The following is a 22,593-nucleotide window of genomic DNA, read 5'->3' as shown; positions in this document are numbered from 1 at the left end:
AGAGCTTCGGATACAATACGAGGATCAATAAAAGACTACCATTTGGAAAACAGTAGTCCTTATTGTTTATTTTGAATTTACATAAGCGTCTACAGCGATGATAGCTTGAGCAACATCTGAAGGCGAAATCTTAAACGGCATCTGATGGATTGTCTCACCCTCCATAGTTGCTTGTTTACCAACTTTTATTAAATCATCATATCCAACTTGATCTAAATGCATTTCTTTTAAAGTTGTTGGCATACCAATTTTTTTGTAAAACTCAATATACTTATCAAGTTCTTCTTTAGGTCTATTTTCCAATAATAGTTGTACCAAAGTTCCATAAGCTACTTTTTCACCATGTGTTAAATGATGTATGTCACCTGTCAATGCAGTAAAACCATTATGAATTGCATGCGCCGCAGCCAATCCTCCACTTTCAAAACCTAGACCACTCAATAGAGTATTAGCTTCAACAATATTTTCTAATGCTGGTGTCACAACTTTAGCTTCACAAGCCGCCATGGCCTGTAAACCATCTGCGAACAGCGTTTCTTCACATTTTTTCGCAATTGCAACTCCAGCCAACGTTTGTTCTTGTCCTAACATAGTTTTTCCATTTGCCTGCATAACTGCACGCGCCTCAACCCAAGTTGCTAAACCATCTGCAATACCAGACGCTAATAAACGCTTAGGAGCTTGTGAAATAACTTTTGTATCAACCAAAACTAAATCTGGATTTTTAGAATAAAATAGATAATGATCAAATGCACCTTCATCTGTATAAATAACAGATAAAGCAGATACAGGTGCGTCTGTCGATGCAATTGTTGGAGCAATAATAACAGGCTTTTCAATAAAATCTGCAATAGCTTTTGCGCTATCAATCGTCTTTCCACCACCAAGACCGATAATACTATCACAGTTTTCTTTCTCAGCTAAGGCAACAACTCGATTAATTTCATTGTCAGAAGCTTCACCATTAAATAGGGCCAGAACAATATGGAAACCATACCTATGCAAGTAATCTTCAAATCGTTTTCCAACAATATCATAAACCAACTGATCGCATAATAGAATAGGACGATTTCCCAAATCCAATATTGATTTGGCATTTTCAAACAAGGCATTTTCCCCTTGAATATATCTAGAAGGGCTAGCAAAAATTCTCATATGTATTCCCTCTCTATCTAAACGGAACGACTATTTTGAATAACAAACCAATCGTCAGAAAAATCATCAACCGCCTTTTGGATAGATGGCATGGCGAAAGCTGATTCAAAAACATCTGCTCCTGCTGTAACAGCATGCGCACCTGCAGCTAAAGCATTATTTACTTGTGCTACATTTTTAAAGGATGCAGCTAAAATCTTACTAGGAGAGTTCTGTCTATCAATAGCAAGAGCTAATTGACGAATGACAGAATTTGAATCAATGTTCAGATTTTCCATTCTATTATAATATGGAGCTAGGTAATCGGCTCCTGCTTCGATAGCTAATAATCCCTGAATAACTGTATAAATAGCTGTTGCAGTGATATGGTAGCCCTCTTTTTTTAGCACCTTTATTGCACGTAATCCAGCCGGAGTAACAGGTACTTTGATAAATACATCATCTCCTGCTTGTCTACGAATTTCATGAGCATCCTTTAAGATGCCTTCAAAATCTTGAGAAATCACCTGAACATGAATAGAGGGTGCAGAGCCAATCAATTCTCTTACATCTTTGATTCGTTCAAAAAAATTAATAGAACCCTCTCTTTTTGCAATAGTGGGATTTGAAGTTATCCCAGCTAGCGGTAAAATTTCAGACCATTTTTTAATCTCATCTAAATTTAATGTGTCAAGCATAAATTCCATAAAAAGAACCTCTTTATTTTACAATGTATGCTCAGTACGTCCTATAATATCATCTTGGGTTGCCTTAGAAAGAACATTGAAGAATGCAGAGTATCCTGCAACACGAACAATTAAGTCTCTGTGTTTTTCAGGATGTTTCTGAGCGTCAATCAACGTCTCTCTGGAAACAACATTGTATTGAATATGGTACCCATGTAAACGATTAAAGAATGTTCGTAACAAAGCAATTAGTTTTAATTTATCTTCTTCTTTGGCTAACGTTTGAGGATTTACTTTCTGATTTAAGAGAACCCCACCTACGATTTCATCTGTTGGTAATTTTGAAACAGATTTTAAAACAGATGTAGGGCCGTGTTGATCCATATTATGTGATGGTGAACAACCCTCTGCTAACGGTGTACCCGCGTTGCGTCCATCTGGAGTTGCTAATGTTCCACGTCCCTGCCCTACGTTGGCTGAGATAGAAGAGGTTCCTGAATAACGAATTCCTCCGATAGGACCTCTTCCATAACGTGTATTAGGATATTTAGCAATTTCATCAACATAAATGTCATAAGCAGCAGTAACCAATTTGTCAGCATAATCATCATCATTACCGTACTTAGGTGCATCATGAATCAACATTTCTTGAATGACCTTACCTTCTTCTCCGGCATAATCTGTTTCCAGTGCATGCCAAAGCTGACTTGGGCTTATACGTTCTTCCTCAAATACCAATTTTTTAATTGCAGCTAATGAATCCGACAAATTTGCAATTCCAACTTGCAAACCTGATATATAATCATATACTGCTCCACCTTCTTTAAGGTGTTTTCCACGACCAATACAATCATCAGTCAATGCTGAACATAGAATATCAGGAACTTCTCGTTCCAATGATAAATCAATAGAATTTTCAACAATAACACTCATTCGTGTCAAATATCTTAGTGTTTTATCCCAAGCATTTTCTAATTCAGAAAAGTTCTTCATATCCTTAAAATGACCAAAGCTTGGTGCAAACCGTTTACCCGAAGCCGGATCAATTCCATCATTCATCGTGATAAGTAGAACCTTAGGGAAGTTCATATAACTCATACCTGTGCAACGATAGCCCCATTTCCCTGGAACTGCCGTTTCAACACATCCAATAGCACTGTAATCATAAGCATCATCTTCCAATACTCCTTTTGCAATAAAAGAAGGAATAATAATCTCATCATTATTAAATGCAGGCATACCAAAACCAAGTTTCATCACTTCAATACACTCATTCATGAAACGAGCATCTAAACCTGAATGGTAACGTACAGTTAGATTAGGTTGCGGTAGATGAGTTTGTGCAACTGATTTTAATACCAAATAAGATAATGGGTTAACAGCATCCTTCTTATCTCGAGTCTGTCCACCAATTGTAACATTTTGATATAAAGGACTTCCTGCTGAAGAAAATGTATGTGCTTGACTGCGAACCTTATTAATTGTAATTGTCTTAATCCAAAGATTTGTCAGACGTTCAACAATGCTATCTTCTGTTTCTTTACCACTTTCTAAATCAGCCTTCATATATGGATACATATATTGATCAAAACGACCATATGAAAGAGAGTGGCCATTAGATTCAATTTGTAAAATACATTGAATAAACCAAACTGATTGAATAGCTTCTGCAAAAGTAGTTGCCGGTTCATATGGGACTCGAGAGCAAATATCTGCAATCTCAAGTAATTCTTTCTTACGTTTAGGATTTGCATTTTCGGCTAAACTTTTAGCAAGATCAACAAAGCGATTTGCATATACTTTAATAGCATCGATTACGATAAAGATAGAGTCGTAAAAATGATATTTATCAATACTTGCTGGATCTGTTAAATCTAGCGCTGCTTTCGCTTTACGAGCCCGCTCTTCAAAACCTCTTAAACCAAATTGCAACAGTTTCTGATAGTTAACTGCTAAATGAGCATCTCCAGAATTCATCTTACCTTCCATACCGAAGAATCCTGTTTCCATATAAACAGACACTTCTTCAGGTAACAAGGCACCAGCTCTAGCACGTAAATTATTATTTTCCCAAAACGGAGCAATACTTCTAAGTTGTTCTTTTGTTTCTTCAGTAATATAGAAAACATCTCCATCACGCTTTTCAAAAAGATCCAACTCATTGAGAACAAATTCTAGCGTATATTCTGGAAAAATAGGAGCATCTTTATTGGAAGAAGCTTGATTTCCCGCAATCATAGATTCTTCTTCGATATAGATAGTCATATTTTCCAAAATTTCTTTGAGCATATAGGCGCGTTTTAGGACATTAGGTTGTTCCTTATATCGATCATAAGCGCGTGTTGCTAGAACCGCTCTCTCAGCATCAATATAAGGTTTTTTATTTAAAACATCTTCTCGATATTTGTTCATCCTTTCAGTAAGGCTACCAAAATATTCTGTCTTGATTGTCGTTCTTGCTACTTCTTTATTTACCATAATAAACACCTTTCTTTCGAAAATATTTTTGTTTCTTTCGAAAATATAATACCTGGTTTTTTAGAAAATTTCAAGCTTTTAACTAGAAAAACTTTAACTCTCTAATTTTTAGCACAAATGTGTGTGTTTAATGATAATACACAAATGTTTTTTAGAATTATCATGCTTCATTCTGATAAGCTAAACGATCCTGTACTTTAAAGAATGGGAAATAAACTAATGTAGACATCGCTAATATCACCAGCTGAGTAATAACTCCTTGCCATCCACCAACCATAAATCCTGATATAATAGCCGGGGTGCTCCAAGGTAATGTAACTCCTGAAAATGGCTGCATGAAACCTGTTGCAATAGCTCCATATACTATAACAGCTGCAAGTACAGGAACAAGAATGAAAGGTACAAACATAACTGGATTCATGACAATCGGAAATCCAAATACAACTGGCTCATTTACGTTAAATATTGCTGGAAAAGCTGCTACTTTCCCTAACGCTTGGTACTGTTTAGATTTTGATGCAAAAAGCATCGCAACTACAAGTCCAAACGTAATCCCTGAACCAGATAGAATTAAAAATGAATCTAAAAATTGTTGAGTAACAATATGTGCACCATTTTCTAATGATAGATTCCCAGAGGCTAACATAGCTTTATTAGCATCAAGATTAGATAAAAGCAGAGCTGTCACTACTCCATTTACTACCGATTGTCCATGAACACCAAACCACCACAAAAATGATATAAAGAATGCAATTCCAATTGCACCATACAAAGATCCAGTTAAACCTTGCAATGGAACTTGAATAGCAGAATAAATCATTTCTATGAATGTTCCGCCATTAGTCAATGAGCTCGCTAAAATATATACAATCATAGAAAGTAAGAAAATTACAAATGCTGGAATCATTGCTTCAAACTGTTTCGCAATAGCTTGTGGAACTTGTTCTGGCATCTTAATAACAATTTTTCTCTTTATAAAGAAGGTATAAATACTTCCTACTACCAAACCTATAATGATAGCACCGATAATTCCTTGACCTCCAAACCAAACTTTACTAATAGCATCCCCAATTGCCTCACCTTGTTTAGGGATATAAGATGATCTTAGCAAAATAAAGAATGCAGATACAGATAGAACCCCAGCTGGCAAAGCCTCTACTCCGCTATTCTTAGCATAAGAATAGGCAATTGAAAAACAAGAAATTAGACCCATAATCGCAAAAGTTCCTGAATAGACTTGCATAAAAGGCTCTGTCCAGTCTGCCCCAAATACACTAGCAATACTTTGATTCAATCCTTCAAAGGGTAATTGCCCCATAATTAAGAACAAACTCCCAACTACTGTTAATGGTAAAATAGCCAACATACCATCTTTTAGAGCTATAATACCACGCATATTCACAAATTTCATCATTGGTGCAATGATTTTCTGAACATCCATCTTTGCCATAATAAAACTCCTTTTCTTACCCATTAATCAAGGATAGGGCCAAATCTAATACTTTTTTCCCATCTAACATACCATAGTCCATCATGGGAATAACAGCTATCGGAACATCACACTTATCACAAATTTCTTTTGACTTATCTAATGTATAAGCAACTTGCGGCCCCAATAGTGCGACATCTATATTTGGGGCATAATCCGCTAATTTAGACTGAGAAAACGCCTCTATTTCTGCTTCAACTCCACTAGATTGCGCTGCAATTTTCATATTATTTACAAGCATACCAGTAGAAAAGCCTGCTGCACAAAACAAACCAATCTTCACCATTATATTTTCCTCCTCTATGTTAATACTCTAGTATTATTTTTTATGAAGTTCTTTTCTCAAACTAATAATTTCTTTGATTAAATTAATCTCCGTCATACTAGTCATGAGATGATCTTGTGAATGAACAAAGAGAGCTGTTATTTCTGTCTTTGTACCAGACGCTTCCTGTGCCAAGAATTTTGTTTGTAGATTATGGGCTTCTAATAAGGCTGCATCAGCTAACTGGATTTCTTCTTCACATCGTTCACATGTACCGTTTTTTATATAATCTAACGCTTTATAAATATGTTGTTTCGCATCGCCAGCATATAAAATTAAACCCATGATAATTTGATCTGGAACAATCATTTCCATAAATTCCTCCTCATTTCACTATGTAAAAAGCTTTTTTCATTTGAAATTTTAAAATTTTCTTTTGTAACTATAGAATACAACTACATAATAAACTTGTCAATCTAAAAACAACAGATAAACTATTTTTATTTATTTAAGCACAAATGTGCAAATGATTAAAAATAAAAAACGATAAACTGAATCAGTCTATCATTTTCACTCACATAAAATATTTCGAAAAGAAAAATCACCATCTTCTTCCAAAACTTTTAAAATTGTATTTTTATCTGTAATCAAATGATTTACTAAATTAGCACGCAAGACAGAAAGAATCGCAGATACTTTCGTATCACCGTAAGCAACAGCTAAACTTTGAGGAATATTTTTTAAATCTTCCAAAGAGATTGCTATCGTTCTTTCCTGTAAGTTCTCATAAACTTCTTTACCTTTTGAATCAAAGAATCGACAACAAATTTCCCCTACAGTTTTAACTTTTGTCAATTCTTTAAAGTCATCCTCTGTAAGCATGTCTAACCATTGATGTTTTCCTTTATTACTAAAATCACCAATCCCAACCACAGCTATATCTAAATCTTTCCAACTATTTTTCAAATCTTCAAAATATCTTGATTGCAAAATACCATCTGCTAACAATTTATTTTCTTGCACAATTGTTGCATTCATAAATGTACACTCTCCATGAAATTTTCTAGACATTTCATAAATCAGTGTATTCACATGGTATTTAGCGTGTATGTGACTAGGACCACCTGCTAGAGGATAGAAGTGAACATTTCGGACACTTTTGCTGTGAATTAAATCTACTAAATTACTTAAACTTTTCCCCCAAGAAAAGCCAATTTTCATATTATCATCAATTAAATTCCTAAGGACACCTGCTGCAACTTGAGAAATTCTTTCAGATAAAATTGTTGGATTATCATCAAATTCGTTTGGAATAATTTCTAAACTTTCCAGACCATACTTTTCTTTTACATAATTTTCCAACTTAAACATATTGGTATCAAAATTCTCTATTTCAATTTTAACAATTCCTGCATTCCTTGCTTCTGTTAACATTCTACTAATAGAGGTTCTATAAATTCCTAATTTTGCTGCTATTTGTGACTGATTTAAGTTTTCAATATAATACAGATAAGCAATTTTAGAGAGCAGTTTATTCCTATCTTGATTCATACACTTAACCTCTTACGAAACTACCTTAACCATTATCCCAGCATTTTCTAATGTAGCTATATTTTGTTTAGAAAGTTTTTCGTCTGTTATTACTTCATAGACTTGACTTAAAGCAAATCTTCTTACTGTACCCCTTTTATCAAATTTACTTGAGTCAGTTAGCACAATGACTTTATCCGACGCTGCTGAAATATATTGAACTACCTCACTGCGCATTAAATCTTTTCCTGTAAAGCCCATCTCTTTATCGTAGCCATCTGTCCCAACAAAAGCTTGACGCACATGAAAAGTCTGTATCATTTCTTTTAATAAAGGTCCTACGGTAACCTGTGAATCTTTCTGAAACTCTCCACCAAGAACAATAATACGACATGAATCATAAGCTCTCACAAAATTTGCTATAAAAAATGAATTTGTTACAATCGTAACATTTCTTTTTTGCTTGCAAATTTCCTCAGCAAGTAAAGCACAGGTTGAACCAGATTCTATCATTATTGTTTCATTATCTGATACTAATTTTACTGCTTCTTGAACAATTTTTCTCTTGATTTCATAATTAATTGACAAGCGTACATTTAAGTCATCTCCACTATGTAATACAGCATATCCATGCTCTCTGTGTAATAAGCCTTTTGACTCTAATTTATCTAAATCTTTTCTAATCGTTACTTTTGATACATTTAATTTTTCCGATAATGTATTAACGTCGATCTTTTCATATTCTGATACTAATTTAATAATTTGTTCCAATCTTTTCATTTTACACCTCCGTTTTATTCTACCAAAATAAAAAGCAAAAAACAACAAATTAAACTTTCGTTCGTAATTGTTTTTCTTTCGTTTTTGTGATAGGATAGAATTATAAAGAGGAGGAACTCTTATGGAAATATCTAAAGGAATTATTTTTAATATTCAACACTTTTCAATTCATGACGGTCCGGGTATTCGTACAACTGTTTTTTTAAAAGGATGTCCTCTGCGCTGTCCATGGTGTTCTAATCCTGAATCTCAAAGAATGAAACCTGAAAAAATGAAAGATGCTCAACGAGAAAAATTCACCTTAGTCGGTGAAGAAAAGACTGTTGAAGAAATTATTACAGAGGTATTAAAAGACAAAGAATTTTACGAAGAATCCGGTGGAGGTTTAACTTTATCAGGGGGTGAAATATTTGCTCAGTTTGAATTTGCTAAAGCCATCTTAAAGTCAGCTAAAGAACATCACATACACACTGCCATTGAAACTACTGCCTTTGTTGATCATGAAAAATTTGTTGATTTAATCCAATATGTGGATTTTATCTACACAGACCTAAAACATTATAATTCTATAAAACATAAAAAAGTGACTGGGGTTTTTAATCAAATGATTATTAAAAACATTCATTATGCTTTTTCTCAACATAAAACTATCGTTTTAAGAATCCCAGTTATTCCTGATTTTAATAATAGTTTAGAGGATGCAGAAGAATTCGCTACTCTATTTAACTCATTAAATATCGACCAAGTTCAACTACTCCCTTTTCATCAATTTGGTGAAAACAAATATCGTTTATTAAATCGGAAATATGAAATGGATGGAGTCAACGCACTTCATCCCGAAGATCTTATTGATTATCAAAAGGTATTTCTGAACCATCATATTAATTGTTATTTCTAGTTCATTTCCTTGAAATGCTCTAGCTATTTGCAGATAACAAGCATCTATAATACATACTTAACTTTTCAAAAGGTTTAGCTAAAAAATTTTAGCCAAACCTTTTCTATTTTACCTTGCTCTAGAATTTTTAAACTGCTATACTTATAACAGAAAACCCTTCCAAGGAGGTAGCGGATGTCTCATTCCTTTAAAAAATCTCTCCAAAAAGAAATTCTCCATAGAAGCTCTATCGCAGCCTTTGTGACCTCTCTTTTACTACTCATTTTACTTTTTGGTTTTTCCTATGTTTTACAAAAGCAACAACTATCCAAAGACACGAGACAGATTGTAAAACAGGTTCAAGAAATGAAAGAAGCAAATAATGAGCTCCTGACTACTATGAACCATAAAATGATTCCAGGATTTTTGGATGGCAAACACACAGAGCGAGAAGTATTTAGCTTATTTTACGAGTCAAAAGCTAGACTGAAGCTTAGTTCTGACCTCATTATCCTAAGCGATACAGGTGAATTACTATTCAGTACCAATCGAAATCATCAAGAAAGTATTTTATCTCCCTACTATCTAAAACTGCTCATTCAAAATCCTTCTCAAGAAAAAGTGACAGAAAAAATTGCACTTTCTTCAGATAAGCAACATTACACACTCTTTATCAAACCACTACTTCAAAACCAACGAGTTAAGGCCTATACTATTGCATTCGTAAATGAGAATGATTTCATCTCAAGTTTCCCAATGATCAATTCCAAATACATCATTACCGATGGCTTTGGAAATATGTTTTCCAACAACACAAATCAATTTACTCGCTCCACTCTTGAAAAATTGGATGAAAAACTCCTACACTCTCGCACCCACTGGTATGCGAATGAACCGCTTATTGTTCAAAAAGAAAAAGTCGGTGCTATTTTTTCAATCTATACTTTTCAATCCTTCTTTCCCATTCCTAGCTTACTTGGTCTAGCCTCCATTCTCACCTTGTGTATATTCTTCCTCTACTTCTGGCAAGCAAGACGAATTGCTCATAAGATTGCCACACACAATGCTGTTCCTATTGAAAGTTTGGTTTACCAACTTCAAGAAATTCCTAAACAAGCAGAAAAAAGGCTTTCTCTACAAACAGGTGATGAGTTTGAGTTTATGGCAGAAAAAATCAACAATATGTTGTACAAATTAGATCAACTTCATCAAAAAATGCTAACCATAGAAAAAGAAAAGTGGATTTTTGAAAGAAAAATGCTGGAAGCTCAGTTCAATCCTCATTTTCTCTACAATACACTTGAGACGATTAAAATCACTTCTTTAATGGATGCCGCTCTCACACAAGACCTAATCCAAAACCTCACGCGCATTCTTCGCTACAGTATCACCGATTTAGAAAAAGAAACAACCATTTGCCAAGATTTAAAGATTATAGAGGATTACCTGATTATTCATAAGATTCGCTTTGAGCACTTTTCTTATGATATTGTCTGTCCAGAAACTGTCGACAATCAGCCTATCCCTAAGCTTTTCTTGCTTCCTCTAGTAGAAAATGCTATAAAATATGGGATGCAATACCGTATTGATCTTCATATTGATATCCACATTACCTTGGAAGCAGATTCTCTGACTTTTTTGGTCAAGGATAATGCCGGAGGACTCACAAAACAAGAGCGACTCGCTATTTTAGACTCTTTAGAAAGCCCTCATACCCAGCATGGCATCGTGAACAGCTACAAACGATTGAGCAATTTCTTTTCTGATGTCCAGCTAGATCTAGGAGTCAATCGCCAAGGAGAAACTTGGGTCAAATTTGTAACGAAAGGACTAACTCATGTTTAAGCTCATTATCGTAGAAGACGAACACCTCATCCGAAAATGGCTAGAGATTGCCGTAGACTACTCTGCCTTAGGTATCCAAGTCGTAGGAACTGCCAGTCACGGTCAAGATGGGATGAAACTCATCCAAGAAAAAGAACCTCATATTGTCTTAACAGACATCACAATGCCAATTATGGATGCTTTTATGATGTTTGAAGCCACTCGTACTCTCTCCTATGAAAAAGTTATCTTATCAGGTTATAACGATTTTCAAAATGCCAAAAAAGCCATGCAATATGGGGCAGTTGATTTTCTATCCAAACCAATTGATACCAAGGAATTGACAGAATGTCTTCAAAAAATTGTTTTGCGATTACGAGTTAGCACTTATCAAGAAACTCCTTTTTTAGAAGAATATCAAACTTTACTCACCTCTATCCAACAAGTCGATACACAAAACCAAATTATTCAGCAAATTCTTGAATTTGTTCATCAACACTACTGCATGCACTTTACCATTTCTACCATTGCAGAGAATCTAGGGTATAGCGAAAGTTATCTATATAAGGTTATCAAAGAAGACTTCCCAATGACGCTAAATGAATATATCTTACGCTACCGCCTCAAGCAAGCTATAGATAAAATGGCTGAATCCCCTAATTCTCCCTTAAGCGATATCTCTGAACAAGTTGGATTTTCAGACTATAAATATTTTGCCAAAGTATTTAAAAAGTATCTCCATATTTCCCCAAAAGAATTAAAACTCATGGATAAAAACCATTGATGTAAAAGGATTGCTCAACTCTAGCAATCTTTTTATTTTGTACTTTTACTCAATGAAAATCAAAGTGCTAACTACTCAAATCATAGCTTTGAGATTGCAGATAAAGCGACGTGTTTTGAAGAGGATTACCATCGAAATCCCAGTTACAGTGTACCCATCCTTGCTCGAGATACCCATTTTCTATTTCCCGTTTTAGATTTCTTTAAGGTTTTTATTATATCCTGTAAAACTCTACAATTTAAAGACATTAACAATCTAGGTAGAGAAAATGTTCGTAAAAAAAGGAGATACTTATGAAAAAAATACTATTCTTTCTCTCTTGTGGCTGGATATTCCTTTCTTTATCAGGATGTTCTTCACCTATAGAAGCGGAAACTAGCGCTGAAAAAGATTCAGATAGCACTTTGGTTGTCTACTCGCCTAACCCTGAAGACCTTATCGAAGAAACAGTCCCAGCCTTCGAAGAAAAATATGGTATTAAGGTTGATTTAGTACAAGCCAGCACGGGTGAATTGTTCAAAAAAGCTGAGGCCGAAAAAGAATCCCCAGTAGCTGATGTCATTTTCGGAGGCTCCTACGCCCTCTTCTCTTCTAACGAAAAACTTTTTGAACCTTATATTTCCCAAGAGAACGACCAGATAATCCCTGAATATCAAAATAAAACAGGATTCTACACTCCCTATACACTTGATGTCAGTGTCATCATTGCCAATTCAGCTCTTACAAAAGATATAAAAATTGAAGGCTACAATGATCTACTCAATCCTAAATTAAAAGGAAAAATTGCTACTGCTGATCCAAGTAATGCTTCTAGCGCCTTTGCACAATTAACAAACATGCTTGTAGATCAAGGTGGATACGAAAATGAACAAGCTTGGAACTATGTGAAAAATCTATTTACCCTAGTAGATGGAAAGATTGCATCTAGCTCTTCGAATGTTTACAAAGCTGTCGCCGATGGGGAAATGGCTGTAGGACTCACCTATGAAGATCCTGCCTTAAAACTCTTAAATGATGGGGTTGATGTAAAGGTTATTTATCCAAAAGAAGGAACCGTCTTTTTACCTGGTAACGCTGCTATCGTCAAAAATGCCAAACACATGGAAAACGCTAAGAAATTTATCGATTTCCTCCTTTCTCAAGAAATCCAAGATAAACTAGGAACTGAAACTACAATCAGACCCATTCGTAAAAATGCTAAAACCAATAAAAATATGAAGGCTATGGCAGAAATCAATGTTGCCACTGAAGATTCAGATTATGTCATCAAGAACAAATCCGCTATTCTTAAAAAGTACAATGATATTTTCACAGATATTCAATCTAAAAAATAAAATTTGACTTTCCAATGATTAACTGTCAAACCCTACTATAAAATCAAAAAGATTACTTCCGTTTTTGTAGAGAATTTTACTCTAATAGAATAGAATTATCGGTTTTAAAAACGCTTACATTATTTTAAAATAAACTTAAATAACACAACGGAGGTATCCATCATGAAAAAGAAATGGATGTATTATGCTGCTTGCGGACTAGCTCTTTTTGGTCTTGCTGCTTGTTCTTCTAATGAATCTGCCGATGGCGGTTCATCTGATAAAGGAGACGGCGGTTCGCTAGTCGTTTATTCACCAAACTCAGAGGGCTTAATCGGAGCAACTATTCCTGCCTTTGAAGAAAAATATGGTATCAAAGTAGAACTGATTCAAGCTGGTACTGGAGAACTTTTCAAAAAACTAGAGTCAGAAAAAGAAGCTCCTGTAGCCGATGTCATCTTTGGTGGTTCTTATACACAATATGCTACCCACGGAGAACTCTTTGAAAACTATACTTCAAAAGAAAATGATAATGTTATCAAAGAATATCAAAACACAACTGGCTACTCTACTCCTTATACACTAGATGGTAGTGTTTTAATCGTCAATCCTGATTTAACGAAAGGCATGAACATCGAAGGATATAGCGACCTTCTCAAACCTGAACTAAAAGGAAAAATCGCAACTGCTGACCCAGCAAACTCTTCTAGCGCCTTTGCTCAATTAACAAATATGCTACAAGCTCAAGGTGGTTACAAAGACGATAAAGCTTGGTCTTATGTAAAAGATCTCTTCACACTTATTGATGGTAAAATCGGTTCAAGCTCATCTGGTGTCTATAAAGCAGTCGCTGACGGAGAAATGGCTGTTGGTCTCTCTTATGAAGATCCAGCAGTTAAACTCTTAAATGACGGAGCTAATATCAAGGTAGTCTATCCAAAAGAAGGAACCGTCTTCCTACCTGCTAGTGCTGCTATCGTTAAAAAAGCGAAAAATATGGAAAATGCCAAGAAATTTATCGATTTTATTATCTCTCAAGAAGTACAAGATACACTTGGTACAACCACTACTAACCGTCCTGTTCGTAAAAATGCCAAAACAAGCGAAAACATGAAACCAATTGACAAAATCAAAACACTCACTGAAGATTATGATTATGTCATCAAGAATAAATCAGATATCGTTAAGAAATACAACGAAGTCTTTACAGATATCCAATCTAAACAGTAAAAGAGGTTCACTATGAGTGAGATCAAAATTATTAACGCCAAAAAAATCTACCACGATGTCCCTGTTATTGAGAATTTGAACATTACAATTCCAAAAGGAAGTCTCTTTACCCTTCTTGGGCCTTCAGGTTGTGGGAAAACGACTCTTCTTCGTATGATTGCAGGTTTCAACAGTATCGAAGGCGGAGAATTTTACTTTGATGATACAAAAATCAATAATATGGAACCCAGCAAACGCAATATCGGCATGGTTTTCCAAAACTACGCTATTTTCCCACATTTGACTGTTCGAGATAATGTTGCTTTTGGTCTCAAGCAAAAGAAAGTTCCAAAAGAAGAATTGGTCCAACAGACCAACAAGTATCTTGAACTCATGCAAATTGCTCAATATGCGGATCGAAAGCCCGATAAACTTAGTGGTGGACAACAACAACGTGTCGCCTTGGCACGCGCCTTAGCTGTTAATCCAAGTGTTCTCCTCATGGACGAGCCACTCAGTAACCTAGATGCCAAACTTCGCTTGGATATGCGTCAAGCCATTCGAGAAATCCAACACGAAGTGGGAATTACAACCGTTTATGTGACCCACGACCAAGAAGAAGCTATGGCTATTTCAGACCAAATTGCTGTTATGAAAGATGGGGTCATTCAACAAATCGGTCGACCAAAAGAACTCTATCATAAACCAGCTAATGAGTTTGTAGCAACCTTTATCGGACGCACAAATATTATCCCTGCCACTCTTGAAAAACGGAGCGATGGCGCTTATATCGTCTTTTCAGATGGCTATGCCCTTCGAATGCCAGCTCTTGATCAGGCTGAAGCACAAGCTATTCATGTAAGTATTCGTCCTGAAGAGTTTATCAAAGATGAATCTGGAGATATTGAAGGAACTATTAGCGATAGCGTCTATCTTGGACTAAATACTGAATACTTCATCGAGACAGGCTTTGCCTCAAAAATTCAAGTTAGCGAAGAATCAACTTTTGAAGAAGATCTACAAAAAGGCGATCGTATTCGTCTACGAATCAATACTCAAAAATTAAACGTCTTTTCTGCAGATGGTTCCCAAAACCTGATAAAAGGAGTCAACCATGGAACGTAAAAAACTAAATATTTGGACAGCCTCCTCTTTCTTCATCTTTCTTACCTATCTTGTCTTTCTCGTTTATCCTATCGTTACCGTGCTCAAGCAAGCACTCATACATGAAGGACAATTCTCACTAGCTAATTTTGTCACTTTCTTTAGTAAAGCCTACTACTCTGAGACACTTGTCAACAGTTTCAAGGTTTCCATTACCGCTACTGTCACTTCCTTAGTCGTAGGAACCTTATTAGCTTATCTCTTTTCCATGTATGACTTCAAGGGAAAGAAATTTTTACAAATATTGATTATCATTGCTTCTATGTCAGCTCCGTTCGTGGGAGCCTACTCCTGGATTCTCTTGCTGGGACGAAATGGGGTCATCACAAAATTCATGACAAATGCTCTTCATCTTCCAGCTATTGATATTTATGGATTCAAAGGAATTGTACTTGTCTTTACACTGCAACTATTCCCACTGGTATTTCTATACGTTGCTGGGACAATGAAAAGTATTGACAATTCTCTACTTGAAGCAGCTGAAAGTATGGGGTCCTTCGGATTTAAGCGTATCGTAACGGTTGTTTTACCTCTCCTAGTTCCAACCTTACTAGCTGCTGCCCTACTTGTATTTATGAGAGCATTCTCAGACTTTGGAACGCCTATGTTGATTGGTGAAGGATATCGGACTTTCCCAGTCTTGATTTATACCCAATTTATTAGCGAGGTTGGAGGAAATTCTGCTTTTGCATCTGCTTTAGCAATTATGGCGATTATCATTGCCTTGGCAATCTTCCTTATCCAAAAATACATTTCAAACCGCTACAGTTTCAGCATGAATTCGCTCCATCCAATTGAGCCTAAAAAAACTACAAAAAGAAAAATGGTTGCCATTTATGCAACAGTCTACGGAATTATCTTGTTCTCTGTTCTACCTCAAGTCTACTTGATTTATACTTCTTTCCTAAAAACATCAGGTATGGTATTTGTCAAAGGCTATTCTCTAAACAGTTACAAGGTAGCTTTCAATCGTATGGGGTCTGCTATTTTCAATACCATTCGTATCCCTTTGATTGCCTTAGTCCTAGTTGTCCTATTCGCAACATTTATCTCCTACCTAGCCGTTAGAAAACGGAATTTGTTTACAAACTTAATTGATAGCCTCAGTATGGTACCTTATATTGTACCAGGAACCGTTCTAGGGATTGCCTTCATTTCTTCCTTCAATACCGGTCTATTTGGAAGTGGATTTCTTATGATTACAGGGACAGCTTTCATCTTGATCATGTCCCTATCTGTCAGAAGATTACCTTATACTATTCGCTCATCTGTTGCTAGCTTGCAACAAATAGCACCAAGTATTGAAGAAGCTGCTGAAAGCTTAGGAAGTAGCCGTCTCAATACCTTCGCCAAGATTACAACTCCAATGATGCTATCTGGTATTATTTCTGGAGCCATCCTATCTTGGGTTACAATGATTTCAGAGCTCTCTACTTCTATCCTCCTCTACAATGTCAAAACAAGAACAATGACTGTAGCTATTTATACAGAGGTTCTCAGAGGAAATTACGGTGTAGCCGCAGCCTTGTCAACTATCCTAACTGTTCTAACAGTAGGTTCCTTGCTCTTGTTTATGAAAATCTCTAAAAGCAACAGCATTACACTTTAGTTTCCCCCATCAAAAACAGCCGAAAAGATTATCCTCGGCTGTTTTTTCTTATCTTGATATTCTTATCAAATCCCTAGTTCAGAGAAATCAAGTCTAGACTGATTAAATAGATGCTTCCTCCATCTTCTCCCGTCCTAGTTCTCGGTAACTACGGTCGCCGACAACTTCTACGCTAAACTGGCCATCCTCATATTCAAGGATTGTCACGCTACCATTATCGAGACCATGCGGATGCATACCATTAATCAGATAAACAATGGTTCCAATGGTCATTCCATGGCTGACAACGAGAGCGTTGCCCCCACCTTGTTCTTCCATTTCTTTGGCAATCGCTTCAAAACCTTCTTTGATGCGGCCACTGAGTTTTTCCCATCCTTCAGCCCAACCAGCTGTATCGACCTCTACCAAACCCTCAGCCAGTTCAGCATAAGACAATTGGTGAACGTGGTCCACATTAAAGATACGAGGAATAATACCCATGAAAAGATCACCGTCGTAGGCTCCGTCAAAGCTACCAAAACACCATTCTCTGATACGCTTGTCCATGCGATAAGGGATTTTCCCCTGCAAACCAAGTTCATCAAGGATGATTCCCATAGTCTGAATGGTGCGCCCTGAATCACTGGAATAAGCACGCTCAAACTGTAGACCAGATTCCCGCAAGCCGATTCCTAATTCTTGAATCCCTCGCTCACCTTCAGCTGTTAAGGGAGTATCGCTCCAACCTTGCGCGCGACCAATCGTGTTAAACATAGTCTTGCCATGACGTACCAAATACAATCGTACTTTTACCATTTTCCGTCCTCCGTTTGCTTCTATTATATCATGGATGATAAAACAAAAGCCACCCATACAGGCGACTTTTGCAGGAGATTATTATGAAAAAGTTTAGGAGTTCTATTAAATAAAGATATTAGATGAAAATCAAATTCAAACTAAATCAGAGTTATCTGTTTCAAATAATATTAGGAGGTCTTTATTTAATGATTATAGTATACACATCCAACCTTAAATAGAGCTTAAAATTTCTCCTATTTTCTTAATTTTTAAAACTATGAATTGGTGCTGGGATTTGTCCTCCACGAGAGATGAAATCAACAGACGAAGCCCCATTGACCTTCATAACAGGTGCAGTACCTAATAGACCACCAAATTCAATCATATCGCCTTCTTTTCCTTTTGGAATGATACGAACAGCTGTTGTTTTCATGTTAATGACACCAATTGCCGCTTCATCTGCAATCATAGCCGCAATGGTTTCAGCAGGTGTATCCTCCGGAATGGCAATCATATCCAAACCAACAGAACAGATAGCCGTCATAGCTTCTAGTTTTTCCAAATTAAGAGAACCATTTTGCACTGCAGCAATCATTCCTTCATCCTCTGAAACAGGGATAAAGGCACCAGACAAACCACCAACTTGGTTGCAGGCCATAACTCCTCCCTTCTTAACTTGGTCATTCAAGAGAGCCAAGGCAGCCGTCGTTCCATGCGTACCAACTGTTTCTAGCCCCATTTCTTCAAGGACACGTGCAACAGAATCTCCAACCGCAGGAGTTGGCGCCAAACTCAAGTCCACAATACCAAATTCCACACCCAGTCTCTCACTGGCCATTTGACCAACCAATTGACCGATACGAGTGATTTTAAAGGCAGTTTTCTTAACTGTTTCGGCTACTACATCAAAGCTCTGTCCACGAACTTTTTCCAAGGCACGTTTCACCACACCAGGACCGGAAACTCCGACATTGATGATAACATCTGCTTCCCCAACACCATGGAAGGCACCCGCCATAAATGGATTGTCCTCAACAGCATTAGCGAATACAACCAACTTAGCTGCCCCCATATCTGATAGATTAGCCGTTTCCTTGATAACTCGTCCCATATCTGCGACAGCCGTCATATTGATACCAGACTTGGTTGAGCCGATATTGACTGACGAGCAGACCTTGTCCGTTTCAGCCAAAGCACGAGGAATAGAATTGATGAGAATCTCATCTCCCTTTTGGTACCCCTTTTGTACCAAGGCAGAGAAGCCACCGATAAAATCCACACCGATTTCTTTCGCAGCCTTATCAAGAGCTTTTGCCAGAACCACGTAGTCCGTCGCATCTGTCGCTGCTCCAATCAGAGAAATAGGAGTCACCGATACACGCTTATTAACGATAGGAATTCCCAACTCAGCTGCAATTTCATCGCCAACAGCTACTAAATTTGCTGCCTTGGTCGTAATCTTTTGATAAATTTTCTCCGCAGCACGATTGATATCTGGATCGATACAGTCCAAAAGGGAAATCCCCATGGTAATAGTTCTGATATCGAAGTTCTGCTCCTCAATCATGGAGATGGTTTCAGTAACTTGTCTAATATCCATGATAACCTCCTAGATATTATACATAGCTTCGAAAATCGCTGCACTCTGAATATTGATTTTCACATTCAAAGTTTGCCCAAAAGTTTCAAACTCATTTCGCAGATAAGTAAAATCCTGCTTTTCATCACTAGAGACGACAGCCATCATCGTGAAATATTCATCCAAGACAGTTTGAGAGATATCGTCAATATTCAAACCCAATTCTGCAATTTTGCCAGAAACACCTGCAACAATTCCAGATTTATCTTTACCAACAACAGTTATAATCGCTTTCATAAGCAAACTCCAATTCTTCTTAAAATAAGAAACCTGAACATTAAACAGGATTCTTTTCAAATAGTATAGCATAATTCTAACGAAAATACTCAAAAACGCCTGCTTACGAAGTTGTTCTTAAGCAAAAAACAATTTCGTAAACAAGCGTCTACTATCCCAACTTATGATGAGTGTTCCCGCTAGGACCGAGATCCTAGCGGTAGACCAGAGCTAGACTAAGAGCACAAGACTCCATCATCATAACACTCAACAAAATTGATGATTTTATACTAATTCGATGATCGCCATTGGCGCTGCATCACCACGACGTGGTTCAGTTTTAAGGATACGAGTGTATCCACCGTTACGTTCAGCATAACGAGGTGCGATTTCTGAGAACAATTTTTGAAGTGCTGTAGTAGAAGTGTACTTATCAGTTGCTTCATCATAGTTTTCAGATGCGATTTCATTACGTACGAAAGCAGCTGCTTGACGACGTGCATGCAAATCACCACGTTTACCTAGAGTAATCATTTTTTCAACAGTTTTACGGATTTCTTTAGCACGAGCTTCAGTTGTCACGATTGATTCGTTGATCAAAAGGTCAGTTGTCAAATCGCGAAGCATCGCTTTACGTTGTGAGCTAGTGCGTCCTAGTTTACGGTAAGCCATGTATTCCTCCTTTATTTATCTTTTAATCCAAGACCCAAATCAATGAGTTTGAGTTTCACTTCTTCCAAACTCTTGCGTCCAAGATTTCGTACTTTCATCATCTCTGCTTCAGATTTTTCTGTCAAATCATGCACAGTATTGATACCGGCACGTTTCAAACAGTTGTATGAACGCACAGACAAGTCTAGTTCCTCAATCGTACGATCCAAAATACGGTCGTCAGATTCAGTATCAGCTTCTTTCATCACTTCAGTTGACTTAGCAATCTCAGTAAGATTTGTAAACAAATCAAGATGTTCTGTCAAAATACGTGCTGAAAGCCCTAAAGCATCTTCTGGAATAATTGTTCCATTTGTCAAGATTTCAAGGGTTAATTTGTCAAATCCATCATTGCTACCTACACGAGCAGGTTCCACTTGATAGTTGACTTTTGTAACTGGTGTATAAATAGAATCTACAGCAAGTGTTCCAACTGGTGCATTATCCTTTTTATTTTCATCAGCAGGTACATATCCACGACCACTGTTAACAGTCATAGTCGCTTTTAGAGAAGAACCTTCACCGATTGTAAAGAGATAATGATCTGGATTTACAATTTCAATATCGCTATCTGTCAAAATGTCACCAGCTGTTACTTCAGCAGGACCTTCAACATCCAGTTCGATGATTTTTTCGTCTTCAACGTACGATTTCACTGCAATTCCTTTAATGTTCAGAATGATTTGCATCACGTCTTCACGAACACCTGGAACTGTGTCAAACTCATGTAACACACCATCAATGTTGATAGATGTCACAGCTGCTCCTGGTAGAGAAGCTAGAAGTACACGACGAAGAGAGTTACCAAGAGTTGTACCGTAGCCACGTTCAAGTGGTTCGATTACAAACTTGCCATAATCTTTATTTTCATCAATTTTTGTTATATTTGGTTTTTCAAACTCGATCATTTAGTTACTCCCTCTTAAACGAAAAGCAGTGTAATGCGATGATTATACACGGCGACGTTTTGGAGGACGAGCACCATTGTGTGGCACTGGAGTCACATCACGAATTGCTGTTACTTCAAGACCAGCGGCAGCAAGCGCACGAATAGCTGACTCACGACCAGAACCTGGACCTTTTACAGTAACTTCAACTGATTTAAGACCGTGTTCTTGTGCAGATTTAGCAGCAGCTTCAGAAGCCATTTGAGCAGCGAATGGTGTAGATTTACGAGAACCTTTGAAACCAAGAGCACCAGCTGATGACCAAGCAATTGCATTACCATGCACATCAGTAATCATAACAATAGTGTTATTAAATGTAGCGTGAATATGAGCAATACCAGATTCGATATTCTTTTTCACACGACGTTTACGTGTTGGTTTAGCCAAGACTTTTACCTCCTATATTATTTTTTCTTACCAGCAATCGCAACAGCTTTACCTTTACGAGTGCGAGCGTTGTTTTTAGTGTTTTGTCCACGGACAGGAAGTCCACGACGGTGACGGATACCACGGTATGAACCGATTTCCATCAAACGTTTGATGTTCAAGTTTACTTCACGACGAAGGTCACCTTCAACTTTGATTGCATCCACTTCACGACGGATAGCATCTTCTTGATCTGATGTCAAATCACGTACACGAACATCTTCTGAGATTCCAGCAGCAGCCAAAATTTTCTTAGATGTTGCAAGTCCGATACCATAAACATAAGTCAATGAGATTACTACGCGTTTGTCATTTGGAATGTCAACTCCAGCAATACGAGCCATGTTTTCTCCTTTCTATCTTATCCTTGACGTTGTTTGTGTTTTGGATTTGCTGGGCAAATTACCATAACACGACCATTACGACGAATAACTTTACAGTATTCGCAAATTGGTTTGACCGATGGTCTTACTTTCATTTCTTATCCCTCCAAGTTTTTCGATTATTTAAAGCGGTAAGTGATACGTCCACGTGTCAAGTCATATGGACTCATTTCGACAGTAACACGATCTCCCGCTAAAATACGAATATAGTTTTTACGAATTTTACCAGAAACTGTTGCTAAAATCTGATGTCCATTTTCAAGTTCAACCGTAAACATTGCATTCGGCATTGTATCAACTACTTTGCCTTCAACTTCAATCACATCGTCTTTTGCCACGCAAAAGCACCTCC

24 protein-coding genes are annotated in these 22,593 nt (G+C 36.9%); 7 read left to right on the top strand and 17 right to left on the bottom strand.

The window, feature by feature from the left end; genetic code table 11:
• Positions 1–66: 66 nt before the first annotated feature.
• The 8 genes from O3636_RS05000 to O3636_RS04965 form a co-directional block, all read right to left on the bottom strand.
• A complete protein-coding gene (locus tag O3636_RS05000) occupies positions 67–1,155 on the bottom strand; it encodes a glycerol dehydrogenase (RefSeq protein WP_371642005.1) in 1,089 nt (362 codons plus the stop codon).
• A gap of 17 nt (positions 1,156–1,172) precedes the next feature.
• Positions 1,173–1,841 carry a fructose-6-phosphate aldolase gene (locus O3636_RS04995; protein ID WP_371642003.1) on the bottom strand — a complete coding sequence of 223 codons (669 nt, stop codon included), beginning with the start codon at positions 1,839–1,841 and terminating at the stop codon, positions 1,173–1,175.
• A gap of 18 nt (positions 1,842–1,859) precedes the next feature.
• Entirely contained in the window at positions 1,860–4,298 is a 2,439-nt protein-coding gene (locus O3636_RS04990; RefSeq protein ID WP_371471129.1) for a glycyl radical protein, read from the bottom strand.
• A gap of 160 nt (positions 4,299–4,458) precedes the next feature.
• Positions 4,459–5,748: a PTS sugar transporter subunit IIC gene (locus O3636_RS04985; protein WP_371642001.1), complete on the bottom strand. Its 1,290-nt coding sequence runs from the start codon at positions 5,746–5,748 to the stop codon at positions 4,459–4,461.
• Positions 5,749–5,764: 16 nt separating this feature from the next.
• Entirely contained in the window at positions 5,765–6,073 is a 309-nt protein-coding gene (locus O3636_RS04980; RefSeq protein WP_371641999.1) for a PTS sugar transporter subunit IIB, read from the bottom strand.
• Positions 6,074–6,106: 33 nt separating this feature from the next.
• Positions 6,107–6,427 carry a PTS lactose/cellobiose transporter subunit IIA gene (locus O3636_RS04975; protein WP_000425250.1) on the bottom strand — a complete coding sequence of 107 codons (321 nt, stop codon included), beginning with the start codon at positions 6,425–6,427 and terminating at the stop codon, positions 6,107–6,109.
• Positions 6,428–6,622: 195 nt separating this feature from the next.
• Positions 6,623–7,603 carry a sugar-binding transcriptional regulator gene (locus O3636_RS04970; protein WP_001070837.1) on the bottom strand — a complete coding sequence of 327 codons (981 nt, stop codon included), beginning with the start codon at positions 7,601–7,603 and terminating at the stop codon, positions 6,623–6,625.
• Positions 7,604–7,615: 12 nt separating this feature from the next.
• Positions 7,616–8,362 (bottom strand): DeoR/GlpR family DNA-binding transcription regulator, encoded by a 747-nt coding sequence (locus O3636_RS04965; RefSeq protein ID WP_262081918.1) that lies wholly within the window; start codon positions 8,360–8,362, stop codon positions 7,616–7,618.
• 121 nt (positions 8,363–8,483) lie between these two features.
• On the opposite strand from O3636_RS04965, the gene O3636_RS04960 reads away from it, so the two are divergent.
• The 7 genes from O3636_RS04960 (at position 8,484) to O3636_RS04930 (ending at position 17,142) form a co-directional block, all read left to right on the top strand.
• A complete protein-coding gene (locus O3636_RS04960) occupies positions 8,484–9,260 on the top strand; it encodes a glycyl-radical enzyme activating protein (protein WP_000406173.1) in 777 nt (258 codons plus the stop codon).
• Between the two features lie 174 nt (positions 9,261–9,434).
• Positions 9,435–11,084: a sensor histidine kinase gene (locus O3636_RS04955; RefSeq protein WP_371641995.1), complete on the top strand. Its 1,650-nt coding sequence runs from the start codon at positions 9,435–9,437 to the stop codon at positions 11,082–11,084.
• Positions 11,077–11,847, top strand: coding sequence for a response regulator (locus O3636_RS04950; RefSeq protein ID WP_371641993.1), 771 nt, complete (start codon positions 11,077–11,079; stop codon positions 11,845–11,847). Before O3636_RS04955 ends, O3636_RS04950 begins: the two co-directional genes overlap by 8 nt.
• A gap of 293 nt (positions 11,848–12,140) precedes the next feature.
• The gene (locus O3636_RS04945; protein ID WP_371641991.1) at positions 12,141–13,181 is read left to right on the top strand and encodes an extracellular solute-binding protein; all 1,041 of its coding nucleotides are present in this window, start codon (positions 12,141–12,143) and stop codon (positions 13,179–13,181) included.
• Positions 13,182–13,343: 162 nt separating this feature from the next.
• Positions 13,344–14,390 (top strand): ABC transporter substrate-binding protein, encoded by a 1,047-nt coding sequence (locus O3636_RS04940; protein WP_000731166.1) that lies wholly within the window; start codon positions 13,344–13,346, stop codon positions 14,388–14,390.
• A gap of 12 nt (positions 14,391–14,402) precedes the next feature.
• Positions 14,403–15,494 (top strand): ABC transporter ATP-binding protein, encoded by a 1,092-nt coding sequence (locus tag O3636_RS04935; protein ID WP_049521551.1) that lies wholly within the window; start codon positions 14,403–14,405, stop codon positions 15,492–15,494.
• Positions 15,484–17,142 (top strand): iron ABC transporter permease, encoded by a 1,659-nt coding sequence (locus O3636_RS04930; RefSeq protein WP_261076634.1) that lies wholly within the window; start codon positions 15,484–15,486, stop codon positions 17,140–17,142. The genes O3636_RS04935 and O3636_RS04930 overlap by 11 nt, the downstream gene beginning before the upstream one ends.
• Positions 17,143–17,244: 102 nt before the next feature.
• On the opposite strand, the gene O3636_RS04925 is transcribed toward O3636_RS04930, so the two are convergent.
• The 9 genes from O3636_RS04925 to infA form a co-directional block, all read right to left on the bottom strand.
• Complete coding sequence (locus tag O3636_RS04925; RefSeq protein ID WP_000241548.1) at positions 17,245–17,937, bottom strand: histidine phosphatase family protein; 693 nt, start codon at positions 17,935–17,937, stop codon at positions 17,245–17,247.
• A 244-nt stretch (positions 17,938–18,181) separates the two neighbouring features.
• Positions 18,182–19,519 carry a PFL family protein gene (locus O3636_RS04920; protein ID WP_000354927.1) on the bottom strand — a complete coding sequence of 446 codons (1,338 nt, stop codon included), beginning with the start codon at positions 19,517–19,519 and terminating at the stop codon, positions 18,182–18,184.
• A gap of 9 nt (positions 19,520–19,528) precedes the next feature.
• Positions 19,529–19,795 carry an ACT domain-containing protein gene (locus O3636_RS04915; RefSeq protein ID WP_000644126.1) on the bottom strand — a complete coding sequence of 89 codons (267 nt, stop codon included), beginning with the start codon at positions 19,793–19,795 and terminating at the stop codon, positions 19,529–19,531.
• 264 nt (positions 19,796–20,059) lie between these two features.
• Entirely contained in the window at positions 20,060–20,446 is a 387-nt protein-coding gene (rplQ, locus tag O3636_RS04910; RefSeq protein WP_000331493.1) for a 50S ribosomal protein L17, read from the bottom strand.
• 11 nt (positions 20,447–20,457) lie between these two features.
• Positions 20,458–21,393 carry a DNA-directed RNA polymerase subunit alpha gene (locus O3636_RS04905; RefSeq protein WP_000568988.1) on the bottom strand — a complete coding sequence of 312 codons (936 nt, stop codon included), beginning with the start codon at positions 21,391–21,393 and terminating at the stop codon, positions 20,458–20,460.
• Positions 21,394–21,435: 42 nt separating this feature from the next.
• On the bottom strand, positions 21,436–21,819 hold the full coding sequence (gene rpsK / locus O3636_RS04900; protein WP_001118385.1) for a 30S ribosomal protein S11: 384 nt from the start codon (positions 21,817–21,819) through the stop codon (positions 21,436–21,438).
• A 17-nt stretch (positions 21,820–21,836) separates the two neighbouring features.
• Complete coding sequence (gene rpsM, locus O3636_RS04895; protein ID WP_000090781.1) at positions 21,837–22,202, bottom strand: 30S ribosomal protein S13; 366 nt, start codon at positions 22,200–22,202, stop codon at positions 21,837–21,839.
• 17 nt (positions 22,203–22,219) lie between these two features.
• Positions 22,220–22,336 (bottom strand): 50S ribosomal protein L36, encoded by a 117-nt coding sequence (gene rpmJ / locus O3636_RS04890; protein WP_001808836.1) that lies wholly within the window; start codon positions 22,334–22,336, stop codon positions 22,220–22,222.
• Positions 22,337–22,360: 24 nt separating this feature from the next.
• Entirely contained in the window at positions 22,361–22,579 is a 219-nt protein-coding gene (gene infA / locus O3636_RS04885; protein WP_001029883.1) for a translation initiation factor IF-1, read from the bottom strand.
• Positions 22,580–22,593 lie beyond the last annotated feature (14 nt).

The organism is Streptococcus sp. 27098_8_76 (assembly GCF_041432315.1).
In the GTDB taxonomy this organism is placed as follows: Bacteria; Bacillota; Bacilli; order Lactobacillales; family Streptococcaceae; genus Streptococcus.
Note: the sequence above shows the minus strand (reverse complement) of the source record. Positions and strands in the feature narration are given on the sequence as shown.